We start from the raw sequence: 19,149 nt of genomic DNA, 5'->3' as shown, positions 1-19,149 counted from the left end.
GTGCTAGCGGAGGAGCGCCGCTAGATTGTCCGCGAACGACGTCGAGTCACGGCTCCAGCCCCTTCTTCGGACACGGATGTCCTGAACGGGAACGAATCCGCCCCGGCGACCGAACGCCGGACGCTGCGGCCCGCCCCGCCCCTCCGCCATTCGAAGGATCCTCCCGCCCATGCCGATCGCCCCTCCCTCGGACCGCACGACGCCCGGCGGCCGGTCGGCCCCCGCGGTCTCGAAGAAGTCCGACTCCGCGGGCTACCGGCCCGAGATCGAGGGCCTGCGCGCCGTCGCCTCGCTCCTGGTCGCGTCGTTCCACATCTGGCTGGGCCGCGTCTCGGGAGGTGTCGACGTCTTCTTCGTCGTCGCCGGGTTCCTGACCACGGTGACGCTGATGGGGCAGGTCCGCCGGTACGGGCGCGTCCGCCCCGTCGTGTTCGTCTCGCGGCTCGCGTCGCGGCTCTTCCCCGCGGCGGCCGTGGTGCTCGTGGTGGTCGCGGCGGTGAGCCCGTTCCTCCTGCGGCCCTCCCAGTTGAAGCAGACCTTCACCGAGGTGCTCGGGTCGGCGCTCTACGTCGAGAACGTGGTCCTGGACCGAGCAGGAGTGGACTACCTCGCGCAGGACAACTTCCACTCGCCGGTGCAGAACTTCTGGGCGATGTCGGTGCAGGGGCAGTTCTACCTGGTCTGGTTGCTCCTCGCGTTCGCCGCGACGGCGATCGTCGTCGTCCTGCGACGTCGGGTGGATCTGCTCCGGGTGCTGCTCGTCGTGGTCGCCGTCGTGAGCGTCGTCTCCTTCGCCTACTCCGTGCTGCTGGTGCAGCGCGACCAGCCGTCGGCCTACTACAGCGTGCTCGCGCGGACGTGGGAGTTCGGGCTCGGATCGCTCAGCGCTCTCGTGCTGACCGGGCGGACGCTGCCGACGGCGATCCGGGTGGTGGCGGGATGGCTGGGCCTCGTCGGCGTGATCTCGTGCGGCATCGTCCTGCAGGTGTCGAGTGCGTTCCCGGGAGCGGCCGCCCTCTGGCCGACCCTCTCGGCGGTCCTCGTCCTGATCGCGGGGACGGGCCCCGCTCCGACGTTCGGCGTCGCGCGGCTGCTCGCTCTGCGGCCGCTGGTCTGGCTCGGCGGCGTCAGCTACGGGCTCTACCTGTGGCACTGGCCGCTGCTCGTGTTCTGGGAGGAGATCTCGGGGCAGGAGCCCGGGCTGGTCGCCGGGCTGTCCATCGTGGCGGCGGCGGTGGTGCTGGCCACTCTGTCCAAGCACTTCCTCGAGGATCCGCTGCATCGGCGTGCGCCGACCGGATCGCGCTGGCGGGCGCTCGCTCCGACGGCGATGATGCTGGTCGCTGTGCTCGGCGGCGGAGGGGCGATCGCGGCCACGAACGCGGCGATCAGCGCCGATCTCGCCCGTGCGAGCGCGATCCCCGTCTCGACCGACGGCTGCTTCGGTGCCGCCGCGGTCGAGAACGCCTCGGCCTGCGAGCAGACCCGCTCCTGGACGACCAGCGTCCCCGCCTTCGACGCGTCCGAGGACGGCTCCGGGATCAACACGAGGGAGTGCAGCACCAACAACGCGGGCGTCGAGCTGAAGGAGTGCCGCTTCGGCGATCCCGCCGGCCGCCGGGTCCTGCTGATCGGGAACTCGCACGCCGCGTCCTTCTTCCCCGCGCTGCGCGGGGTGGCGGAGGAGCGCGGCTGGGATCTGCACTCCTACTACAAGACGGGCTGCGTCTTCACGACCGCGTCGCGTCGCGACGACTCGTCCGTGTCGCGCTCGTCGTGCGCGATCTGGGTCGAGAAGCTGCAGGAGGAGCTGGCGTCGCAGGAGCCGTACGACCTGATGGTCACGGCGTACTCCGCGAAGAAGTCCGTGTTCATCGGCTCCTCGGGCGAGCCCGACGAGCAGGCGGGCATCGACGGCTTCAGGGAGTCGTGGGCTCCCCTGATCGCCCGCGGAACCGAGGTCGTCGCGATCCGCGACAATCCGGTCGTCGAGACGGTGCACGATCTGGCGTGCAGCGAGCGCCCGGGCACCGCCGACGTCTGCGGGGTCCCGACCGACGAGGCGTTCGCCGAGCGGGAGCTGATGGCTGCCGCGGCCGAGGGCTGGGAGGGGGCGAACGCCGTCGACCTCACCCGCTACTTCTGCGACGAGGAGATCTGCCCGTTCGTGATCGGCGGGGTGAAGGTGTACCGCGACATGGGGCACCTGACCGAGACCTACGCCCGGACGCTCGCGCCGTACCTCGGGCGGGAGCTCGACCGCATCGCGTTCTGAGCCGCTGCCGGGACGGAGACGAGTTCGAGCTTCGTGTCCATGCTGATGCTCCTCCGCTCTCCGGGACCGGCACCGGGCCCGTGCTGCGAGCACCGTCCGACGCACCGGCGGCGGGCGCCAGTGCCGGAAGCGTCAGCGCCTCCTCCCCAGGGTGGGCATCGCGGCCGCTGTCCACGAATCGTCCTCCTCGGCCTGCGTGACGGTGCGCTGGAGAGGACGGTGTGGCGCATGGCAGATCACGACCGCACCTCCGTTCCCCTCGACCCGCACCCCGGCCCCGAGCTCATCCGCGCCCCGGGCTTCGCCGACCTCCTGTCGGTGATCCCGTCCCTCGTCGGAGTGCACCCGAAGGACTCGCTCGTCATCGTGCCGTTCCTCGGACGACGCGCGGTCGGAGGCTTCCGGGTCCCGCTGCCGGGGCGGCTCGGGGAGTCCGAGACCGCCGCCCTCGCCGGGGCCTGCGTCCAGGCCTTCACCGCGGTGCCCGAGGCCGACGCGGTACTCGTCGTCGTCTACTCGGAGCGGAGCTACGCCGAGGAGCGCGGCATCCCGCTCGCGGCTCTGGGGCGAGCGGTGGTCCGGCGGCTCGAGCGCACTCGGCACGGCATCGTCGGCGTCGCGTGCGTCGCCGCCGACGGGTGGGGCCGCTACACGATCGCGGCCGAACGGCGCTCGCCGCGTCGGCTCGACGAGATCCACGGCAGCGAATCGGGCCTGTTCTCGCGCGCGGTCGCGGACGAGCCGCTCGATGTGGCGGAGCAGGCCGTGCTGCCGGTGGTCGAGGAGGACGATCGCGCCGTGGTCGCGGCGGTCCTCGCGCTGGGCCCGGCGGGAGGCATCGCCGGTCTCACTCCGATCATCGAGCGGTGGCTGGCCGGTCCGTCGGTCGCGCGGCGGGAGGGACGCATCGTGCAGATCCTCCAGTCGCCTCCGCTGCGCGACCAGCTGACCCTGCAGATCGCCCTCGGGCCGGTGGAGGCCGGGCCGGCCCTGGTCAGGATGATCCGCCAGCAGATGGAGCAGGCGCTCACGGGCGAGACGATGGAGGCGCTCGTCGAGCGGCACGACGCCCTGCGACTCCCGGGCGACGACGAGGTGGCCGAGGCGGAGCTCCTGATGGGCGTAGGTCCGGGGCCGGATCCCGAGCGGCTCGCGCTCGCGACCCGAGCACTCGCGCGGACGGCGGCCCTCGCGCCCGTGCAGGCCCGTGCGCCGGTGCTGACCGCGCTGGCGTGGTGCTGGTGGGCACGCGGAGCGGCCTCGCTCGCCGCGGCCCACCTGGCGGAGGCCAGGAGGCTCGACCCCGACTACTCGATGGCGCTGCTCTACGAGTCGCTGTTCTCGGCGCGCTCCGTACCGGACTGGGTTTTCGAGAGCACGTCGCGGAGGCTCGTGTCGGCCGCGGCCCTCCCGTGACCGATCCGGTGCAGGCGAGGAGGACGCGACCCTTCCCCCGGCGGGCCGACCGAGCTAATCTACAGCCCTATGGTTGTAGATACGGGAAGCAGCACCGAGGTGGACCGCCTGTTCCGGGCGCTCGCCGACAGCACGCGGCGCGACATCGTCGCGCGGGTGCTGCAGGGAGAGCAGTCCGTCACGGCACTCGCCTCGCGGTACGAGATGTCGTTCGCCGCCGTCCAGAAGCACGTGGCCGTGCTCGAGCGGGCCTCGCTCGTCAGCAAGCGGCGGCGGGGCAGAGAGCAGCTCGTGCGGGGAGAGGTGGCGGGGCTGCGCACAGCGGCCCGCCTCCTCGACGCCTACGAGGAGCTGTGGCGCGGACGAGCGGATCGCATCGCCGACCTCCTCGCCGAGGAGGATCCGCCACCGTCCGGAGAACCGAGCAGAAGGAGCGCACGATGACCGTGCTGGAGTCCGTGAAGGACGTCGAGAACCTGACCCTGACCCTCACCGCCGAGTTCGACGCCGGCATCGACCGCGTCTGGCGGATCTGGTCCGATCCGCGACTGCTCGAGCGCTGGTGGGGGCCGCCGACCTGGCCCGCGACGTTCGAGCGGCACGACGCCGTCGTCGGAAGCCGGAGCAGCTACGTGATGACCGGGCCCGATGGCGAGAAGGCACGCGGCTGGTGGCTCGTGACCGCGGTCGACGAGCCGGTGCGCTTCGAGTTCGACGACGGCTTCGCCGACGACGAGGGGAATCCGGACGACTCGTACGGGACGACCCACGCGGTCGTCATCCTCGAGGAGGCGGGAGGGCGGACCCGGATGACCGTCCGATCGTCGTTCGCGTCCCTCGAGCAGCTCGAGCAGATGGTCCAGATGGGCATGGAGGAGGGCATGCGGCAGGCGATGGGCCAGATCGACGCCCTGCTCAAGGAGTGACGGATCGGGAAGGGTGACGGATCAGTCCGTGAGTGCCGCCGCGTAGGCGGAGACCGAGCGGCGGTAGCGGGGCAGCGTCGGCACGATCGCTTCGAGGGCGGTGCGGAGCGCCTCTTCGGGTCGGCCGGCGCTGTGCAGGGCGAGCGCGAGGAACACCTCGCGCGCGGCTCCCACCGACGGGTGCGGAGCGGCCGCGCTCAGCACGGCGACGGCCTCGTCGTGGCGGCCGAGGTTCCGCAGCGTCGAGGCGTACTGGATGCTCAGCTGCGCCTGCCGCTCCTCGTCGAGACCGAGGGCGAGCGCCTCCTCGTACTCGGCGGCGGCCTCCGCCTCGTGGCCGGCGCTGTCGAGAGCACCGGCCAGCTCGAAGCGGGCGCGGCCGTCCGTCCCGGGGTAGCGCGCCACGAGCACGCGCATCCGCCCGACGACGTCGTCGCCGTCGGCGTGCAGGCGGTCGGCGGCGCGCTGCCAAGCGTCGGCGTCGACCGGGAGGGACGGGCGGGTGGCGGAGGGCGGCAGCGGATCGGTCACGAATCCGACGCTACCGCCCGTCGCCGAGCCCGGTCGGGTCAGGCGGTGCCGTCGGCCGCCGAGGTGGGGGAGTCGGGAGTGGTGGACGAGTCGCTCGTCGCTCCGGGCTCCTCCGAGGTGCTGACAGCGCGGCGTCCCGCCTCGATGGCGGCGGTGGAGGCGGCGGCGCCCGCGACGAGCGCGAACAGCGCCCATCCGGCACCCCACTTCTTCTTCCCGACCAGCGCGTCGAAGGAGAGCGGGCCCGGACCGTCGGCGACGATCGCCGCCGTCGCCGCGACGAGCAGGCCGTTGAACTCCCACCCGCCGCCCGCGTTCCAGAGGCCGTTGCTCCAGTGCACCTTGCGGACGGCCGTGACCATGGTCGCGACGAGACCGGCCGCCGCGAGCGGAGTGGCCGCTCCAAGGGCGAGGGCGGCTCCGCCGGCCGTCTCGGTGACCGCGGCCGCGAGCGCGTTCCGGCGGGGCGGGTGCATCTCGAGGCTCTCCATCATCTGGGAGGTGCCCTCCAGACCCGGACCGCCGAACGAGCCGCGGAGCTTCTGCAGTCCGTGTCCGATGAACAGACCGCCGACGGCGAGACGGAGAACGAGCGAGCCGACCTTCATGGGGACCTCCTGGTGGTGGGGAGCGAGCGTGCTAGTGAGAGTCGCGGGTCGCGGAGTCCCGGTCAAGGGGTCGCGGAGCGGCTCCAGAAGCAGCAGGGCGGCACGGGACGTCCGCGCCGGCTCCTGGAGCGTCAGCCGAGCAGCGTGTACGTCGACGCCTCGAGCATCACCGTGCCGTCGGTGCAGACCTCGATCTCCGCCGACGCGGCGACCGCGGGATCCACGTCGTCCACCACCTCCGCGACGATCCGGCTCGACCGGGCGGAGGGGCAGCCGTAGGCGCCCGGCGAGTGCCAGAGCACGCGGACGTCGGCGCGGCCGCCCGGCTGCACCGTGAAGGGCTCGGCCGGGTTCGGCCCGAACGACGAGGCGACCGCTCCGATGCGCACGCCGTCGGCGTCGGTCGGGTACACGCCCGGGATCCCGGCCAGGGCGCAGGGCGCGGCGGAGACGTTGGTGAGGACGAGGTCGAAGGCGCTGCTGCCCGCGCCGGACGCCTCCGGGTCCGGGACGTACTCGAGAGCGAGGTCGCCGCCGTGGCAGCGCTCGACCGCAGCCGGTACCGGCGCAGGGACCGGCTCGGCGGGGACGGCCGTCGCCGGCGCCGAGTCCGAGGGAACCGCCTCGGGGACCGTCTCGGTTGGCGCGGGGCTCGCGCTGGGAGCGGACGTCGCGGTGACCTCAGGAGACGGAGACGGCGACAGGGTCGGCGAGGAGCTCACCGGCGTCGGGAGCGGGGCGCGCGAGGCCGCCACATCCGCTCGCCCCGCGCATCCGGCGACGAGGAGCACGGAGGCCAGGAGCACGGGGAGCGCGAGCGCCGCGGTTCTCGGGCGGCTGAGCAGGGACGGCATGCGCCGAGTCTGCCACCGCCGCCGCGCCGCGGCATCCCCGCGACAGCGCACCCTCGCCGGAGCGTCAGACCCGGACGACCATCTTCCCGGTGTTGCCGCCGCGCATCATCGAGAGGAACGCCTCGACGCTGTTCTCGATCCCGTCCACGACCGTCTCGTCGTAGGCGATCCGTCCCTCCTGGAACCAGCCGGACATCAGCCGGTCGAACTCCGGCGCGCGGTCGAGGTAGCCCGACAGGGTGAACCCGCGGAGGGTCAGCCCCCGGGTGATGATGTTCGCCATGTTGTCCGGCCCGGTCGGCTTCTCGGCGCTGTTGTAGCCCGCGATCGCTCCGCAGAGCGCGGCGCGGCCGCCGTCGCGGAAGACGTCGAGGGCGGCTTCGAGGTGATCGCCGCCGACGTTGTCGAAGTAGACGTCGATGCCGTCGGGGGCGACCGCGGCGAGCTGCTCGCGCACGGGGCCGGAGTGGTAGTCGAAGGCGGCGTCGTAGCCGTACTTCCCGGTGAGGAGCGCGACCTTCTCGGCCGATCCGGCCGAGCCGACGACCCGGCCCGCTCCGAGGAGGCGGGCGATCTGCCCGGCGGCCGAGCCGACCGCTCCCGCGGCGCCCGAGACGAAGACGGTGTCGCCCTCCTTCATCCCCGCGATCGCGGTCAGTCCGACGAACGCGGTGAGGCCGGTCATGCCGAGGATCCCGAGCCGCAGCGAGAGAGGAGCGCCGGGCACCTCGGGGACGACGCGGAAGGCGGAGGAGGGGGCCTGGACGACGTCGCGCCATCCGAGCTGGTGGAGCACGACCGCGCCCACCGGGAACGCAGGGTCGGAGGAGACGCTGACCCGGCCGATCGCGCCTCCGGTCATGGTCTCGCCGAGGGCGTAGGGCGGCGTGTAGCTCTTCACGTCGTTCATCCGGCCGCGCATGTACGGGTCGACAGAGACGAAGGCGTTCTCGACGCGGATCTCGCCGGCGGCCGGCGGGTCGTACGACACCCGGACGGTGCGGAAGTCATCGGCGACGGGCCAGCCCTCGGGACGGCGGACGAGCTGGATCTGGGTGCTGGTGGCGGTGGTCATGGAGCCTTCCGGAGGAGGTCGGGCGCGGGCGGCGGGGTCAGGCGGCGAGGCCGATCGCGAGCACGAGGATCGCGAGCAGCCCGGGTGCCATCTGGGTGAGCGCCGCGCGGCGCTTGGCGGGGGAGGAGAGGAGGAGGACGAGCGCCGCGGCGACCATCGAGCCCGTGCCGGTGAAGACGAGAGTGGCGCCGACGGCGGTCGCTCCGGCTGTGAGGACGACCAGGCCGACGATCGTCGTGATCGCCAGGAACAGGTTGTAGAAGCCCTGGTTGAAGGCGAGCTCCTTCGTGGCGCGCGCCTCGTCCTCGGAGGTGTCGAAGGTGGATCGGGCGCGAGGGGTCGTCCAGAGCAGCGACTCCAGCACGAAGATGTAGACGTGCAGCAGAGCGGCGAGGGCCGCGAGCACGAGTCCGATGACGATCACGACGAGACCTCCTGATTTTGGAACGTTCGATCCACTATAGGCCTGCGCGGTGCATAATGGAACGACCGATACAGAAAGAGGGCTTCCGTGGGACGCACGCAGGGGTTCGACACCGACGAGGTCGTGCGCGCCGCGCGATCGGTGTTCTGGGAGCGCGGCTTCGAGGAGGCGTCCGTCCCCGAGCTCGAGGCGGCGACCGGGCTGCGCCGCTCCAGCCTCTACCACGCGTTCGGCAGTAAGCGAGGGCTCTTCGATGCGGCCGTGCAGAGCTACCTCGACGAGGTGGTGCGACCGCGGCTCGCGCCGTTGCGGGCCGACGGTGTCGCTCCGGACGCGCTGGAGGGGTACTTCACGGGGCTCCGGGCCGCCCTGAGCGATGCGCGGACGATCTCCGCCCGCAGCGGCTGCCTCCTGCTGAACGCCGCGGCCGCGCCGATCGCGCGGGACGAGGCGGTGCGCGAGGTGATCGCGGACTACCGGGCGGAGCTGCTGCGGGCGATGCGCGCCGGCGCCGACGCGCTCTGGCCGCACGCCGCCTCCGCTCGACGCTCGGGCCAGGCCGACGTGCTCGTGTCGCTGCTGGTCGCCGCGCTGGTGCTCGCCCGGGTCGACTCCGTTCAGTCGGTGGCGACGGTGGACGCGGCGCTCGCCCTGGTGCGCGGTCCCGCCTCCTGACCCGGGCATCTCGCGGCGGGCCCCGGAACGGAGGAACCCCCCGGCACGCTCCGGAGAGGCGCCAGGGGGTTCCCGTCGTGCGGTGTCGCGTCAGTCGGTGCCGGCGTCGAACGCCGCGCCCTCGGAGGCGAGGTCGGTCGCGCGGCCGAGGGCATCGGCCGCGGCCGAGCCGCCGCCCTCGGTGATGGCCTCGCCCTCGCCGATCTCGAGGTGGCCGACGAGCTCGGCGGTCGGGCCTCCCACGAGACCTGCGGCGGCGTACTGCTCGAGGCGCGAGCGCGAGTCGGCGATGTCGAGGTTGCGCATGGTCAGCTGACCGATGCGGTCCTCGGGGCCGAACGCGGCATCGCCGACGCGCTCCATCGAGAGCTTGTCGGGGTGGTAGCTCAGCGCGGGCCCGGCGGTGTCGAGGATCGTGTAGTCGTCGCCGCGGCGCAGGCGCACGGTGACCTCGCCGGTGACGGCGGAGCCGACCCAGCGCTGGATCGACTCGCGCAGCATGAGCGACTGCGGATCGAGCCAGCGCCCCTCGTACATCAGGCGGCCGAGGCGGCGGCCCTCGGAGTGGTACTGCGCGATCGTGTCCTCGTTGTGGATCGCGTTGAGTAGGCGCTCGTAGGCGAGGTGGAGGAGGGCCATGCCCGGGGCCTCGTAGATGCCGCGGCTCTTCGCCTCGATGATGCGGTTCTCGATCTGGTCCGAGCTGCCGAGCCCGTGGCGGCCGCCGATGGCGTTCGCCTCGAGCACGAGCGCCACCGGGTCCGAGAACTCCGTGCCGTTGATCGCGACGGGGCGGCCGGCCTCGAAGCGCACCGTGACGACCTCGGAGGCGATCTCGACGTCCTCGCGCCAGGAGGCGACTCCCATGATGGGCTCGACGAGCTCGATGCCGGAGCTCAGCTCCTCGAGCCGCTTGGCCTCGTGGGTGGCACCCCAGATGTTCGCGTCGGTGCTGTACGCCTTCTCGGTGGCGTCGCGGTACGGGAATCCGCGGGCGACGAGCCACTCCGACATCTCGGTGCGGCCGCCGAGCTCGTTGACGAACTGCACGTCGAGCCACGGCTTGTAGATGCGCAGGCGGGGGTTCGCGAGCAGGCCGTAGCGGTAGAACCGCTCGATGTCGTTGCCCTTGTAGGTGGAGCCGTCGCCCCAGATGTCCACGCCGTCCTCACGCATCGCGCGCACCAGGAGGGTGCCGGTGACGGCCCGGCCGAGCGGCGTGGTGTTGAAGTAGGTCTTGCCGCCGGAGCGGATGTGGAACGCGCCGCACTGGAGCGCCACGAGGCCCTCCTCGACGAGGGCGCTCTTCGCGTCGACGAGGCGCGAGATCTCGGCGCCGTACTGCGCGGCGCGCGACGGGACGCTGTCGATGTCGGGCTCGTCGTACTGGCCGATGTCGGCGGTGTAGGTGCAGGGCACCGCGCCCTTCTCGCGCATCCAGGCGACAGCGACGGATGTGTCGAGGCCTCCCGAGAATGCGATTCCGACACGCTCGCCCACGGGCAGACTGCTCAACACTTTCGACATGGCTCCGATTTTAGGAGGGTCCGCGCCCCCTCTCGTGCCGCCGATGGCATACTGAGCCGTATGGCTCACCGTGGTGACGTGCTCGACACGGCGTTCCGCGCGCTCGCGGATCCGACACGGAGGGCCGTCGTGAGCCGCCTCCGCCGAGGTCCGGCGACCGTCGGCGAGCTGGCGGAGCCCTTCCCGATGGCGCTCACCTCGTTCCTCAAGCACCTGCGCGTGCTCGAGCAGGGGGGCTGGATCCGCACCGCGAAGCAGGGGCGCGTGCGCACCTGCCGACTCGAGCCGGCGGCCTTCGCCGCGGTGGAGGACTGGCTCGCCGAGCAGCGCTCGGAGTGGGAGCAGCGCACCGACCGCCTCGAGCGGGTGGCCTCCGGGCAGGCCGACCCCGAGCGCCGCCGTCCGGCGACGCCGCGCCCGTCCGACGAGAGGACAGCACCATGACCGCCTTCGACCCCGATCTCGACCTCGAGATCTCGCGCGTGATCCGCGCCCCGCGATCGTCGGTCTGGGCGGCGTGGACCACCCCCGAGCTGTTCGCGCAGTTGTGGATCCCGGCCCCGATGCGGTGCCGCGTCGACGCGATGGACGTGCGGCCGGGCGGCGCGCTCAAGACATCGATGAGCGACGGCGGGGAGTTCGCACCGCACCTCTCCGGCTGCTATCTCGCCGTGGATCCGGACGAGCGGCTCGTGTTCACGACCGCCCTGGTCGAGGGCTGGCGCCCGTCCGCCTCGCCGTTCATCACGGCGGTGGTGACGCTCGAGGACCACCCCGACGGCACGCTGTACCGGGCGCACGTGATGCACAAGGACCCGGCGACGCGCGACGAGCACGAGCGCCTCGGCTTCGCGGAGGGCTGGGGGACGGTCGCGGCCCAGCTCGCCGCGCTCGTGGAGTGACACACCGGCGCTGAGCGTTTCCCCGCGGTCGAGTGGACGGGCTCCACCTGCGCATGCCAGGCTCCGCCCAGGACGGCTCGACGACGAGCGTCCCTTCCTCCTCCGCCTCGGAAAGGCCCGCCCGTGCCCCAGCCGCACCATCCTCGCGTCACCGCGATCACCCTGTCCTGTCTGATCGCGATCGGAGGGATCGCCTCCCTGGCCCCCACCGCCTCGGCACTCCCCGCGATCGTCGCGCCCACCTCCGAGCCGACGGGCGAGCCCACCGAGGCGCCGGAGCCCACTGCGGAGCCGACCGCGACGGCCGAACCGACCGGGACGGCGACTCCCACTCCGACGGCGACTCCCACTCCGACCGTCGCGCCGACGCGGACACCAGGCCCGGCTCCGGTTCCCACTCGACCTCCCGCCCCCACGCCCCCTCGACCGCCGGCGGTGCCCGGTGATCGACTCGTCGCCGACGGAGCCCTCGCCGCGGGGGAGTCACTGGTCTCCGCCAACGGCGCCTTCCGCTTCGTGATGCAGACGGACGGCAACGCGGTCGTCTACGACGCTTCGAACCGCCCGGTCTGGTACACGGGCACCTCCGTCGCCGGGTCGCGGATCGTCCTGCAGGCGGACGGCAACCTCGTCGTCTACTCATCCTCGAACTCCGCGGTCTGGAATTCGGGCACCGGCGGCAACCCGGGAGTCGGCCTGGTCATGCAGAGCGACGGCAACCTCGTGATCTACCGAGCCGACGGCTCGCCCGCCTGGGCGACGGGGTACCAGGCGCCGCCGCCTGCCGTGGTCGGAGACACGCTCCAGGGAGGCGGCGAGCTGCGCTCCGACCAGCGGCTCACCTCCGGTGACGGGGGCTCCCAGGCGGTCATGCAGGCCGACGGGAATTTCGTCGTCTACGGGCGCGGCGGTGTGAACTGGAACTCGGGCCTCTCGGGTCCCGGGAACCGCCTCGTGATGCAGAGGGACGGCAACGCCGTGGTCTACGCCGCGGCCGGAGGAGTCCGCTGGCAGTCGGGCACGAGCGGCAACGCCGGGGCCCGCCTGGTGATGCAGAACGACGGAAACCTGGTGATCTACTCCACCACCGGTCGTCCGCTGTGGTCCACGTACGTGCCGCCCGCCCCGCCGGCGCCTCCCGCTCCGGTGATCGCCGACGTCCTCACCTCCGGCAGCGAGCTCGCGTCCGGGCGGGGTCTGCGCTCGGCGGACGGCGGCAGTGAGGCCGCGATGCAGGCGGACGGAAATCTCGTCGTCTACAGCCGCGGCGCGGTCCGCTGGTTCACCGGCACCTCCGCGGCCGGCAGCCGTCTCGTGATGCAGGCGGACGGCAACGCCGTCGTCTACAGCCCCGCGAACCGACCGGTCTGGCAGTCGGCCACGAGCGGGAACGCGGGCGCCCGCATGGTCATGCAGAACGACGGCAACCTCGTCATCTACTCGACGTCGGGCCGGCCGCTGTGGCAGAGCAACCGTCCGGTTCCGGCACCGGCACCGGCACCGGCACCGGGACCTTCACCTGCACCTGACGGGAACCCCGGTGACATCGTCAACTGCGGGGATTTTCCCTCGCAACCCGCTGCTCAGGCGTGGTTCCTCCGTTACAGGGCGTACGGGGACCCGGGACGCCTGGACGGGGACAACGACGGCACGGCCTGCGAGTCGTACGACTACTGACCGGGATCGCCGTCGGTAACGGCTCGCCCCCTCCAGGTGGCGGGCCGTTCCCGGTCCTGCGTCGGATCACCCCGCATCGTCGTCGGCACCGCACTCCTGGGCGAAGTGGAACGGCTGGTCGTGGTCCTAGCGCCCCAGCCCGACCGCCGGCAGCACGATCCCGTCGATCAGCGACAGGAGGAACGCGCGGTCGACCGGGATGCGCAGCAGCAGCACGCGGTAGGCGACCATCGAGGGCGTGACGAGCGCGAGGGTCTCGACGTCGACGTCCGAGGGGATCTCGCCGCGGTCGATCGCCCGGCGCATCAGGATGCGGTTCGCCTCGGCCCGCGGTTCGATGATCGCGGCGCGGACGGCGTCCGAGAGCTCGGGCGACTTCGAGATCATGGCGACGACGCCGGCCATGATGCGGAGCTTGCGCTCGGCGTCCTCGATGGTCTGCGGCCGGATGAGGGCGACGAGGTCGCCGCGCAGGGTGCCGGTGTCAGGGAGGCGGTCCGGTGCGAGGTCGGCGCCCTTGAGGCAGGCGAGAGCGTCGACGACGAGCTCGGCCTTGGAGTCCCAGCGGCGGTAGAGCGTCGCCTTGCCGGCGCGGGCGCGAGCGGCGACCATGTCGATCGTCATGCCGTCGTAGCCGGTCTCGGCGAGCACGTCGAGCGCGGCTGCGAGGATCTCGCCGTCGCGGCTCGGATCGCGGCGGCGACCGGGGCGGGCGGGGGCGTCGATGCCGACGGCGGGGGGAGGGGGCGGCGTCATCGCAGCGTCTCCTGTCTGATGTGGGCGGCCGTCCGTCCGGGCGGCTCGTCGCTCCAGGGTAGGTCAGGATGCTGCGGATTGCGGAACCGGAAAGTTTCGAGACTTATCAGTATCGGAACCGCCCGGTCTCGTATATGTTCTCCTTCATGACGCAGACCTCCTCCCTGCCGGTGCCCGCCGCCTCCGCGGCCGCGGCCCCCTCGAACCGCCGCTGGTGGACCCTCGTGGCCGTCGGCCTCGCCCAGCTGATGGTCGTCCTCGACTCGACCGTCGTGAACATCGCCCTCCCCGCCGCGCAGGCTGACCTCGGCTTCTCGGACGGCGACCGCCAGTGGGTCGTCACCGCCTACTCGCTCGCCTTCGGCAGCCTCCTCCTGCTCGGCGGCCGCCTCTCGGACCTGCTCGGGCGCAAGCGCACGTTCGTGATCGGCCTGATCGGCTTCGCGATCGCCTCCGCTCTCGGCGGGGCCGCCGGCACCTTCGAGCTGCTGATCGCGGCCCGCGCGCTGCAGGGCGTGTTCGGCGCGCTCCTCGCTCCCACCGCCCTCGCGGTGCTCACCACGACGTTCACCGTGCCGAAGGAGCGGGCGCGCGCGTTCGGCGTCTTCGGTGCGATCGCCGGCGCGGGCGGCGCGGTCGGACTCCTCCTGGGCGGAGTGCTCACCGAGAGCTTCGACTGGCGCTGGAACCTCTACATCAACGTCGTGATCGCGGTCGTCGCCGTGATCGGCGCGATCGTGTTCGTGCCGCCGATCGACCGCACCGGTCCGCGTCCCCGCCTCGACGTGCCCGGCACCCTGCTGGTCTCGGGTGCGCTGTTCGGCCTGGTCTTCGGCTTCGCGAACGCCGAGACCGACGGCTGGGACTCGCCGATGACGTGGGTGCCCCTCGCCGCGGCGGTGGTGCTGCTGGCCGCCTTCGTGCAGCGTCAGCGCACGACCGAGCACCCGCTCCTGCCGCTGCCGATCGTGCTCGACCGCGACCGTGGCGCCGCCTACCTCTCGGTGCTGATCGCGGGCGCCGGGATGTTCGGCATCTTCCTCTTCGTCACCTACTACCTGCAGGTCTCGCTGGGCTACTCGCCGATCCGCACCGGGCTGTCGTTCCTCCCGATGATCGGCATGCTCGTCCTCGCGGCCCAGCTCTCGACCAACCTGCTGCTGCCGCGCTTCGGCCCGAAGATCATGGTGCCGTTCGGCATGGTGCTCGGAGTGGTCGGCATGCTCCTGCTCACCCGCCTGGACCTCGGCAGCGCCTACGCGGCCGACGTGCTGCCGGCGCTCATGGTGCTCGGCTTCGCGATGGGCTCGATCATGCCTGGGTCGATGCAGACGGCGACGCGCGGTGTCGATCCGCGCTTCGCCGGCGTCGCCTCGGCGATGGTCAACACGAGCCAGCAGGTCGGCGGATCGATCGGCACCGCCCTGCTGAACACGCTCGCCGCGACCGCGGTCACCGACTACCTGGCCGCGAACTCGCCGGTCACCGCGGCGGTCGCCGCCGAGGCCGCGGTGCAGAGCTACGCCGTGGCGTACGGATGGGGCGCCGGCTTCTTCGCGCTCGGCGCCGTGCTGTCGGTGCTGCTCTTCCGCCGGCGCTCCGCCGTGGCGGCGGCGCCGACCGCGGAGCCCGTGCTCGCGCACTGATCGACGCCGCACGCCCTCCTCCGCCCGGCCCCGGCCCTGCGGGGGAGGGCGTCGCCGTGTCGCCGTGTTGCGCTCCGGGTCGCTCCGCGGCGAGCGCCTGTCTAGCCTCGCAGCATGCCGGAGACCCTCGACATCGTCCACCTGCGCACGCTCGTGGCGATCGCCGACTGCGGCGGCTTCGGCCGCGCGGCGGTCGCCCTGCACATCAGCCAGCCCACGGTGTCGCAGCACGTGCGCACGCTCGAGCGCCGCCTCGAGCGGACCTTCATCGAGAAGGCCGGGCGGAAGGCGCGCTTCACCCCGGCCGGCGAGCGCCTGCTCGTGCAGGCCCGGCGGATCCTCGCCGTCCACGACGACGCGCTCGAGACGCTCGACGCCGCGACCGAGAACCCGCTCGCGCTGGGGCTCACCGAGCCGGCCGCCGAGCAGCTGCTCCCGAGCCTGCTCGGGACGCTGCGCCGCGCGTTCGACGACCGACCCGTCAGCTTCACGCTCGACCGCTCGACCCAGCTGGCGGGGGCGGTGGCCCGCGGAGTCGTGGACCTCGCGCTGATCCTCGGAGTCGGCGGCGACCTCCCGGGCCGCCAGGTGGCCACGCTCCCGCTGGACTGGTACGCAGCGCCCGGATGGGAGGCCCCCGAGGGCGTCCCCCTGCCGCTCGTCGCCTACTCCGAACCCTGCGGGATGCGCCGGAGGGCCCTCCAGCAGCTCGGAGCGTTCGGGCACGAGGTGCACGTGGTCGCCGAGTCGGCCGGGCTCGAGGGCGTGATCGCCGCGGCCCGCGCCGGCATCGGAGTCGCCGCCCTGCCTACCGCCCACACGGGCACGCTCGCCGAGGGGCTCGAGGTGCGCCGCGATCTGCCCGCACTCGGATCGGTCAACCTCCGGCTCGTCTCGCGCCGCGGCCTGGCCCCGGACATCGAGGAGACCGCGCTCGCGGCGCTCGCCGAGGTCTTCGGAGCGGTCCGCTCGAGACCGACGCCGGTGCCCGCCGAGGCCCGCAAGTGAGGGCTCCCACGCCGGGCGCACGCGAACAAGTCGGGAAGTTACCAACGATCGGGAGTGCCGATCGGAACGCATCCGGAATCATCGTTGGACGCCCCGACACGGCTCCCCGTAGCGTCGAGCCCATGACCTCCTCCCGTGCTCTCGCCCCGGCCGCGCCCCTCGGCGCCCGCCGTGCGACGCCCCGCGGAGTCGACGGAGCGATCCCCGCGCGAATGCGCCAGGACGGGAACACCTTCGCGTCGGTGCGCGGATGTTCCTGTCCGGCCTCCGTCTGACGCACCGCTGCTGACGCGCCCCTCCGGGCGTTCCGCTCCAGCCGCTCCGTCCGACGCGCGGCGCCTCGAGCGCTCGCTCCGTCGCACCTGTCGAGTCGCGACCTCCGGTCCGGCCCGAATCCCTCCGCGCCCCGCTCCCGGGCGCCTCCGACCTCCGCAGCGAGGTCTCTCCGCCGTGCCCGCACGCACCCTCCGAAAGGACCCACCGTGGTCGTCGAGTTCATCTCCGCCATCAACGTCAACCGCTCGAACGAGGTCAACGGCCTCACCGAGAGCGCGGTCGACGTCGCCCACCTGCGCCGCTACTCCCGGATCCTCGAGGAGGGCGGCTTCGACTACACCCTCGTCCCGTACGGCTCGGCCGGGCACGACCCGTTCACGATCGCCGCGGCGGTGACGCAGTACACCGAGCACCTGAAGCCGATCGTGGCCCTGCGCCCGAACACGGTGTACCCGACCGTCGCGGCCAAGGCGCTCGCCACCCTCGACCAGCTGTCGGGCGGCCGCGCCGTCGTGCATTTCATCGCCGGGGGGAGCGACCACGAGCAGGCCCGCGAGGGCGACCGCCTCGGCAAGGCGGAGCGCTACGCGCGGCAGGAGGAGTACATCCGGATCCTGCGTCGCGTCTGGTCGGCGACCGAGCCGTTCGACCACGACGGCCGCTACTACCGGTTCGAGGACTTCGTCTCCCGGGTGCGCCCGGTGCGCGGCGACATCCCGGTCTCGGTCGGCGGATCGAGCGACGAGGCCTACCGGCAGGGCGGGGCTCTCGCCGACATCTTCGGCCTGTGGGGCGAGCCCCTGGCCGACACGCAGCAGCAGATCGACCGGATCGCGGACGCGGCCCTCGCGGCCGGGCGTGCGGACGCGCCGCGCACGTGGGTCACGTTCCGCCCGATCATCGCGCCGACCGAGGAGCTCGCCTGGGAGAAGGCGCACCGCATCCTCGGGATCCTGCAGGGGCGCTCGGCGACGACCGGGACCCCGCGCAAGGGCGAGAAGGGGCTGTGGGTCCAGACGCCCGGCGCCTCGGGCCCGGCGAACGTGGGGTCCCAGCGCCTGCTCGACATCGCGAAGCGCAAGGATCTGCACGACCGCGCGCTCTGGACCCCGACCGCGACGGCCACCGGAGCGCAGGGCGCCTCGACGGCGCTCGTCGGCACGCCCGAGACGGTGGCGGCGGCGATCCTCGACTACGTCGACCTGGGCGCCGACCTGATCTCGATCCGCGGGTACGACAACCTCGACGACGCGATCGACTACGGCCGCTACCTCATCCCGCTCGTGCGGCAGGAGCTCGCGCACCGCGACGCCACCGGGCGCCGCGGTGAGGTCGTCGCGCAACCGCCGCTCGAGGCCGAGCGCGAGCTCGCGGAGGTGTCGGCGTGAGCCTCCTGACCGCGCCCCTGATCGACGCGCCGGACCTGTCGGACCGCGCCCTCGCCCGCGTCACCGCGCGCCTCGCCGAGACGGCCGAGCACTACGACCGCACCGCCGAGTTCCCGTGGGAGGGGATCCGGGCCGTCCACGACGCAGGACTGCTGACCCTCGCCGTCGGCACCCGCTACGGCGGCACCCCCGCCTCGACCGTCGATCTGGTGCGCGTGTTCGGCGCACTGGGCGCCGGCGACCCGGCCGTCGCGCTCATCTCGGCGATGACCGCGCTGCAGCACGCGGCGCAGGACCGCTCCGGGATCTGGCCGGAGGAGCTCTACCGCTCGGTCCTCCAGGACTCGCGCGAGCGCCCCGTGCTGCTGAACGCGGTGCGGGCCGAGCCGGAGTGGGGCGCGCCGGCCCGCGGCGGACTGCCCGCCACCACGATCCGCCGCGACGGCGACCACTGGGTGCTGGAGGGGCGCAAGGGCTTCGCCACCGGCTCCGAGGGCCTGGCGTACCACCTCGTCTGGGCGGTCGACCCGCAGGGTCCGTCGGGGGAGCCGGAGCTCGGCCACGCGATCGTGCCCGGCGACGCCGCCGGCGTCAGGATCGAGCGGACCTGGGACCACCTCGGTCAGCGCGCCTCCAGCACCCACGACGTCGTCTACGACCGCGTGCGGATCCCGATCGAGCACTTCCGCGGCACCCCGCGCTCGCAGCTGCCTCCCGAGGCGGGTGCCGCCGGCGGCTTCGGCCTCGCGGTCGCCGCGCTCTACGTCGGGGTCGGCCGCGCCGCGCAGAGCTTCTTCGTGCGCTTCGCGAACGAGCGGGTGCCGACCTCCCTCGGGCGGCCCATCGCGACCACCGAGCGGATCCGCTCCGTCGCCGGCGAGATCGAGGCGCAGCTCGTGCAGGCGGAGGAGGTGCTCCTCTCGCTCGCCGCCCGCGTCGACGCGGGGGACCCGCAGGCCGCCGAGCGCGTCCTCGCCGGCAAGCTCCTCGCCACCAGGTCCGCGGTCGCGGCGGTCGAGACCGCCGTCGCCGCCCTCGGCAATCCCGGCCTCACCCGGCACCACCCGCTCGAGCGGCACCTGCGCGACGTGCTCGCCTCGCGCGTGCACCCTCCGCAGGACGACGCCGCCCTCGTGATCCTCGGCACCCGCAGCCTCGCGGCCGCCGTGCGCTGACGGCGCGCAC

General features: G+C 72.9%; 19 protein-coding genes. 12 read left to right on the top strand and 7 right to left on the bottom strand.

Annotated elements, in window-relative coordinates:
* Window positions 1–169 precede the first annotated feature (169 nt).
* From C1I63_RS15745 to C1I63_RS15730, 4 genes are all read left to right on the top strand, one after another.
* Window positions 170–2,275, top strand: a complete 2,106-nt coding sequence (locus C1I63_RS15745; RefSeq protein ID WP_107575377.1) for an acyltransferase family protein — start codon at window positions 170–172, stop codon at window positions 2,273–2,275.
* A gap of 228 nt (window positions 2,276–2,503) precedes the next feature.
* Window positions 2,504–3,691: a DUF4192 family protein gene (locus tag C1I63_RS15740; protein ID WP_170116398.1), complete on the top strand. Its 1,188-nt coding sequence runs from the start codon at window positions 2,504–2,506 to the stop codon at window positions 3,689–3,691.
* Between the two features lie 69 nt (window positions 3,692–3,760).
* Window positions 3,761–4,135 carry an ArsR/SmtB family transcription factor gene (locus tag C1I63_RS15735; RefSeq protein WP_107575375.1) on the top strand — a complete coding sequence of 125 codons (375 nt, stop codon included), beginning with the start codon at window positions 3,761–3,763 and terminating at the stop codon, window positions 4,133–4,135.
* Window positions 4,132–4,617, top strand: a complete 486-nt coding sequence (locus C1I63_RS15730) for an SRPBCC family protein (protein WP_107575374.1) — start codon at window positions 4,132–4,134, stop codon at window positions 4,615–4,617. Before C1I63_RS15735 ends, C1I63_RS15730 begins: the two co-directional genes overlap by 4 nt.
* 21 nt (window positions 4,618–4,638) lie before the next feature.
* Here the strand turns inward: C1I63_RS15730 and C1I63_RS15725 are convergent, their stop codons facing one another.
* The 5 genes from C1I63_RS15725 to C1I63_RS15705 form a co-directional block, all read right to left on the bottom strand.
* Complete coding sequence (locus tag C1I63_RS15725) at window positions 4,639–5,148, bottom strand: tetratricopeptide repeat protein (protein WP_244907107.1); 510 nt, start codon at window positions 5,146–5,148, stop codon at window positions 4,639–4,641.
* A 38-nt stretch (window positions 5,149–5,186) separates the two neighbouring features.
* Window positions 5,187–5,756 carry a DoxX family protein gene (locus C1I63_RS15720; RefSeq protein WP_107575373.1) on the bottom strand — a complete coding sequence of 190 codons (570 nt, stop codon included), beginning with the start codon at window positions 5,754–5,756 and terminating at the stop codon, window positions 5,187–5,189.
* A 131-nt stretch (window positions 5,757–5,887) separates the two neighbouring features.
* Complete coding sequence (locus tag C1I63_RS15715; RefSeq protein WP_107575372.1) at window positions 5,888–6,610, bottom strand: DUF4232 domain-containing protein; 723 nt, start codon at window positions 6,608–6,610, stop codon at window positions 5,888–5,890.
* 64 nt (window positions 6,611–6,674) lie between these two features.
* Window positions 6,675–7,685: an NADP-dependent oxidoreductase gene (locus C1I63_RS15710; protein ID WP_107575371.1), complete on the bottom strand. Its 1,011-nt coding sequence runs from the start codon at window positions 7,683–7,685 to the stop codon at window positions 6,675–6,677.
* A gap of 37 nt (window positions 7,686–7,722) precedes the next feature.
* Complete coding sequence (locus C1I63_RS15705; RefSeq protein ID WP_107575370.1) at window positions 7,723–8,109, bottom strand: DUF1304 domain-containing protein; 387 nt, start codon at window positions 8,107–8,109, stop codon at window positions 7,723–7,725.
* A gap of 87 nt (window positions 8,110–8,196) precedes the next feature.
* Between C1I63_RS15705 and C1I63_RS15700 the strand changes: the two genes are divergently transcribed.
* Window positions 8,197–8,784 carry a TetR/AcrR family transcriptional regulator gene (locus C1I63_RS15700; protein ID WP_107575369.1) on the top strand — a complete coding sequence of 196 codons (588 nt, stop codon included), beginning with the start codon at window positions 8,197–8,199 and terminating at the stop codon, window positions 8,782–8,784.
* A gap of 90 nt (window positions 8,785–8,874) precedes the next feature.
* Here the strand turns inward: C1I63_RS15700 and argG are convergent, their stop codons facing one another.
* The gene (argG, locus tag C1I63_RS15695) at window positions 8,875–10,311 is read right to left on the bottom strand and encodes an argininosuccinate synthase (RefSeq protein WP_077224451.1); all 1,437 of its coding nucleotides are present in this window, start codon (window positions 10,309–10,311) and stop codon (window positions 8,875–8,877) included.
* A gap of 60 nt (window positions 10,312–10,371) precedes the next feature.
* Between argG and C1I63_RS15690 the strand changes: the two genes are divergently transcribed.
* From C1I63_RS15690 to C1I63_RS15680, 3 genes are all read left to right on the top strand, one after another.
* Window positions 10,372–10,755 (top strand): ArsR/SmtB family transcription factor, encoded by a 384-nt coding sequence (locus tag C1I63_RS15690; protein ID WP_107575368.1) that lies wholly within the window; start codon window positions 10,372–10,374, stop codon window positions 10,753–10,755.
* Window positions 10,752–11,213: an SRPBCC family protein gene (locus tag C1I63_RS15685; RefSeq protein WP_107575367.1), complete on the top strand. Its 462-nt coding sequence runs from the start codon at window positions 10,752–10,754 to the stop codon at window positions 11,211–11,213. The genes C1I63_RS15690 and C1I63_RS15685 overlap by 4 nt, the downstream gene beginning before the upstream one ends.
* Before the next feature lie 123 nt (window positions 11,214–11,336).
* On the top strand, window positions 11,337–12,890 hold the full coding sequence (locus C1I63_RS15680) for an excalibur calcium-binding domain-containing protein (RefSeq protein WP_107575366.1): 1,554 nt from the start codon (window positions 11,337–11,339) through the stop codon (window positions 12,888–12,890).
* A gap of 126 nt (window positions 12,891–13,016) precedes the next feature.
* Here C1I63_RS15680 and C1I63_RS15675 read toward each other — a convergent pair whose 3' ends face one another.
* Window positions 13,017–13,646 (bottom strand): TetR/AcrR family transcriptional regulator, encoded by a 630-nt coding sequence (locus C1I63_RS15675; RefSeq protein WP_107575365.1) that lies wholly within the window; start codon window positions 13,644–13,646, stop codon window positions 13,017–13,019.
* A 146-nt stretch (window positions 13,647–13,792) separates the two neighbouring features.
* Here C1I63_RS15675 and C1I63_RS15670 point away from each other — a divergent pair, with 146 nt between their 5' ends.
* The 4 genes from C1I63_RS15670 to C1I63_RS15655 all read left to right on the top strand — a co-directional run bounded on the left by C1I63_RS15670 (window position 13,793) and on the right by C1I63_RS15655 (window position 19,139).
* A complete protein-coding gene (locus C1I63_RS15670; RefSeq protein WP_107575905.1) occupies window positions 13,793–15,292 on the top strand; it encodes an MFS transporter in 1,500 nt (499 codons plus the stop codon).
* Window positions 15,293–15,406: 114 nt separating this feature from the next.
* Window positions 15,407–16,300, top strand: coding sequence for a LysR family transcriptional regulator (locus tag C1I63_RS15665; RefSeq protein ID WP_107575364.1), 894 nt, complete (start codon window positions 15,407–15,409; stop codon window positions 16,298–16,300).
* A 482-nt stretch (window positions 16,301–16,782) separates the two neighbouring features.
* Window positions 16,783–17,964 carry an LLM class flavin-dependent oxidoreductase gene (locus tag C1I63_RS15660; RefSeq protein WP_107575363.1) on the top strand — a complete coding sequence of 394 codons (1,182 nt, stop codon included), beginning with the start codon at window positions 16,783–16,785 and terminating at the stop codon, window positions 17,962–17,964.
* Entirely contained in the window at window positions 17,961–19,139 is a 1,179-nt protein-coding gene (locus C1I63_RS15655) for an acyl-CoA dehydrogenase family protein (protein ID WP_244907106.1), read from the top strand. Before C1I63_RS15660 ends, C1I63_RS15655 begins: the two co-directional genes overlap by 4 nt.
* The last annotated feature ends 10 nt before the right edge of the window (window positions 19,140–19,149 follow it).

The sequence above is a fragment of the Rathayibacter caricis DSM 15933 genome (genome assembly GCF_003044275.1).
GTDB classification, from domain to species: domain Bacteria; phylum Actinomycetota; class Actinomycetes; order Actinomycetales; family Microbacteriaceae; genus Rathayibacter; species Rathayibacter caricis.
This window is presented reverse-complemented; position numbering and strand designations above follow the sequence as displayed.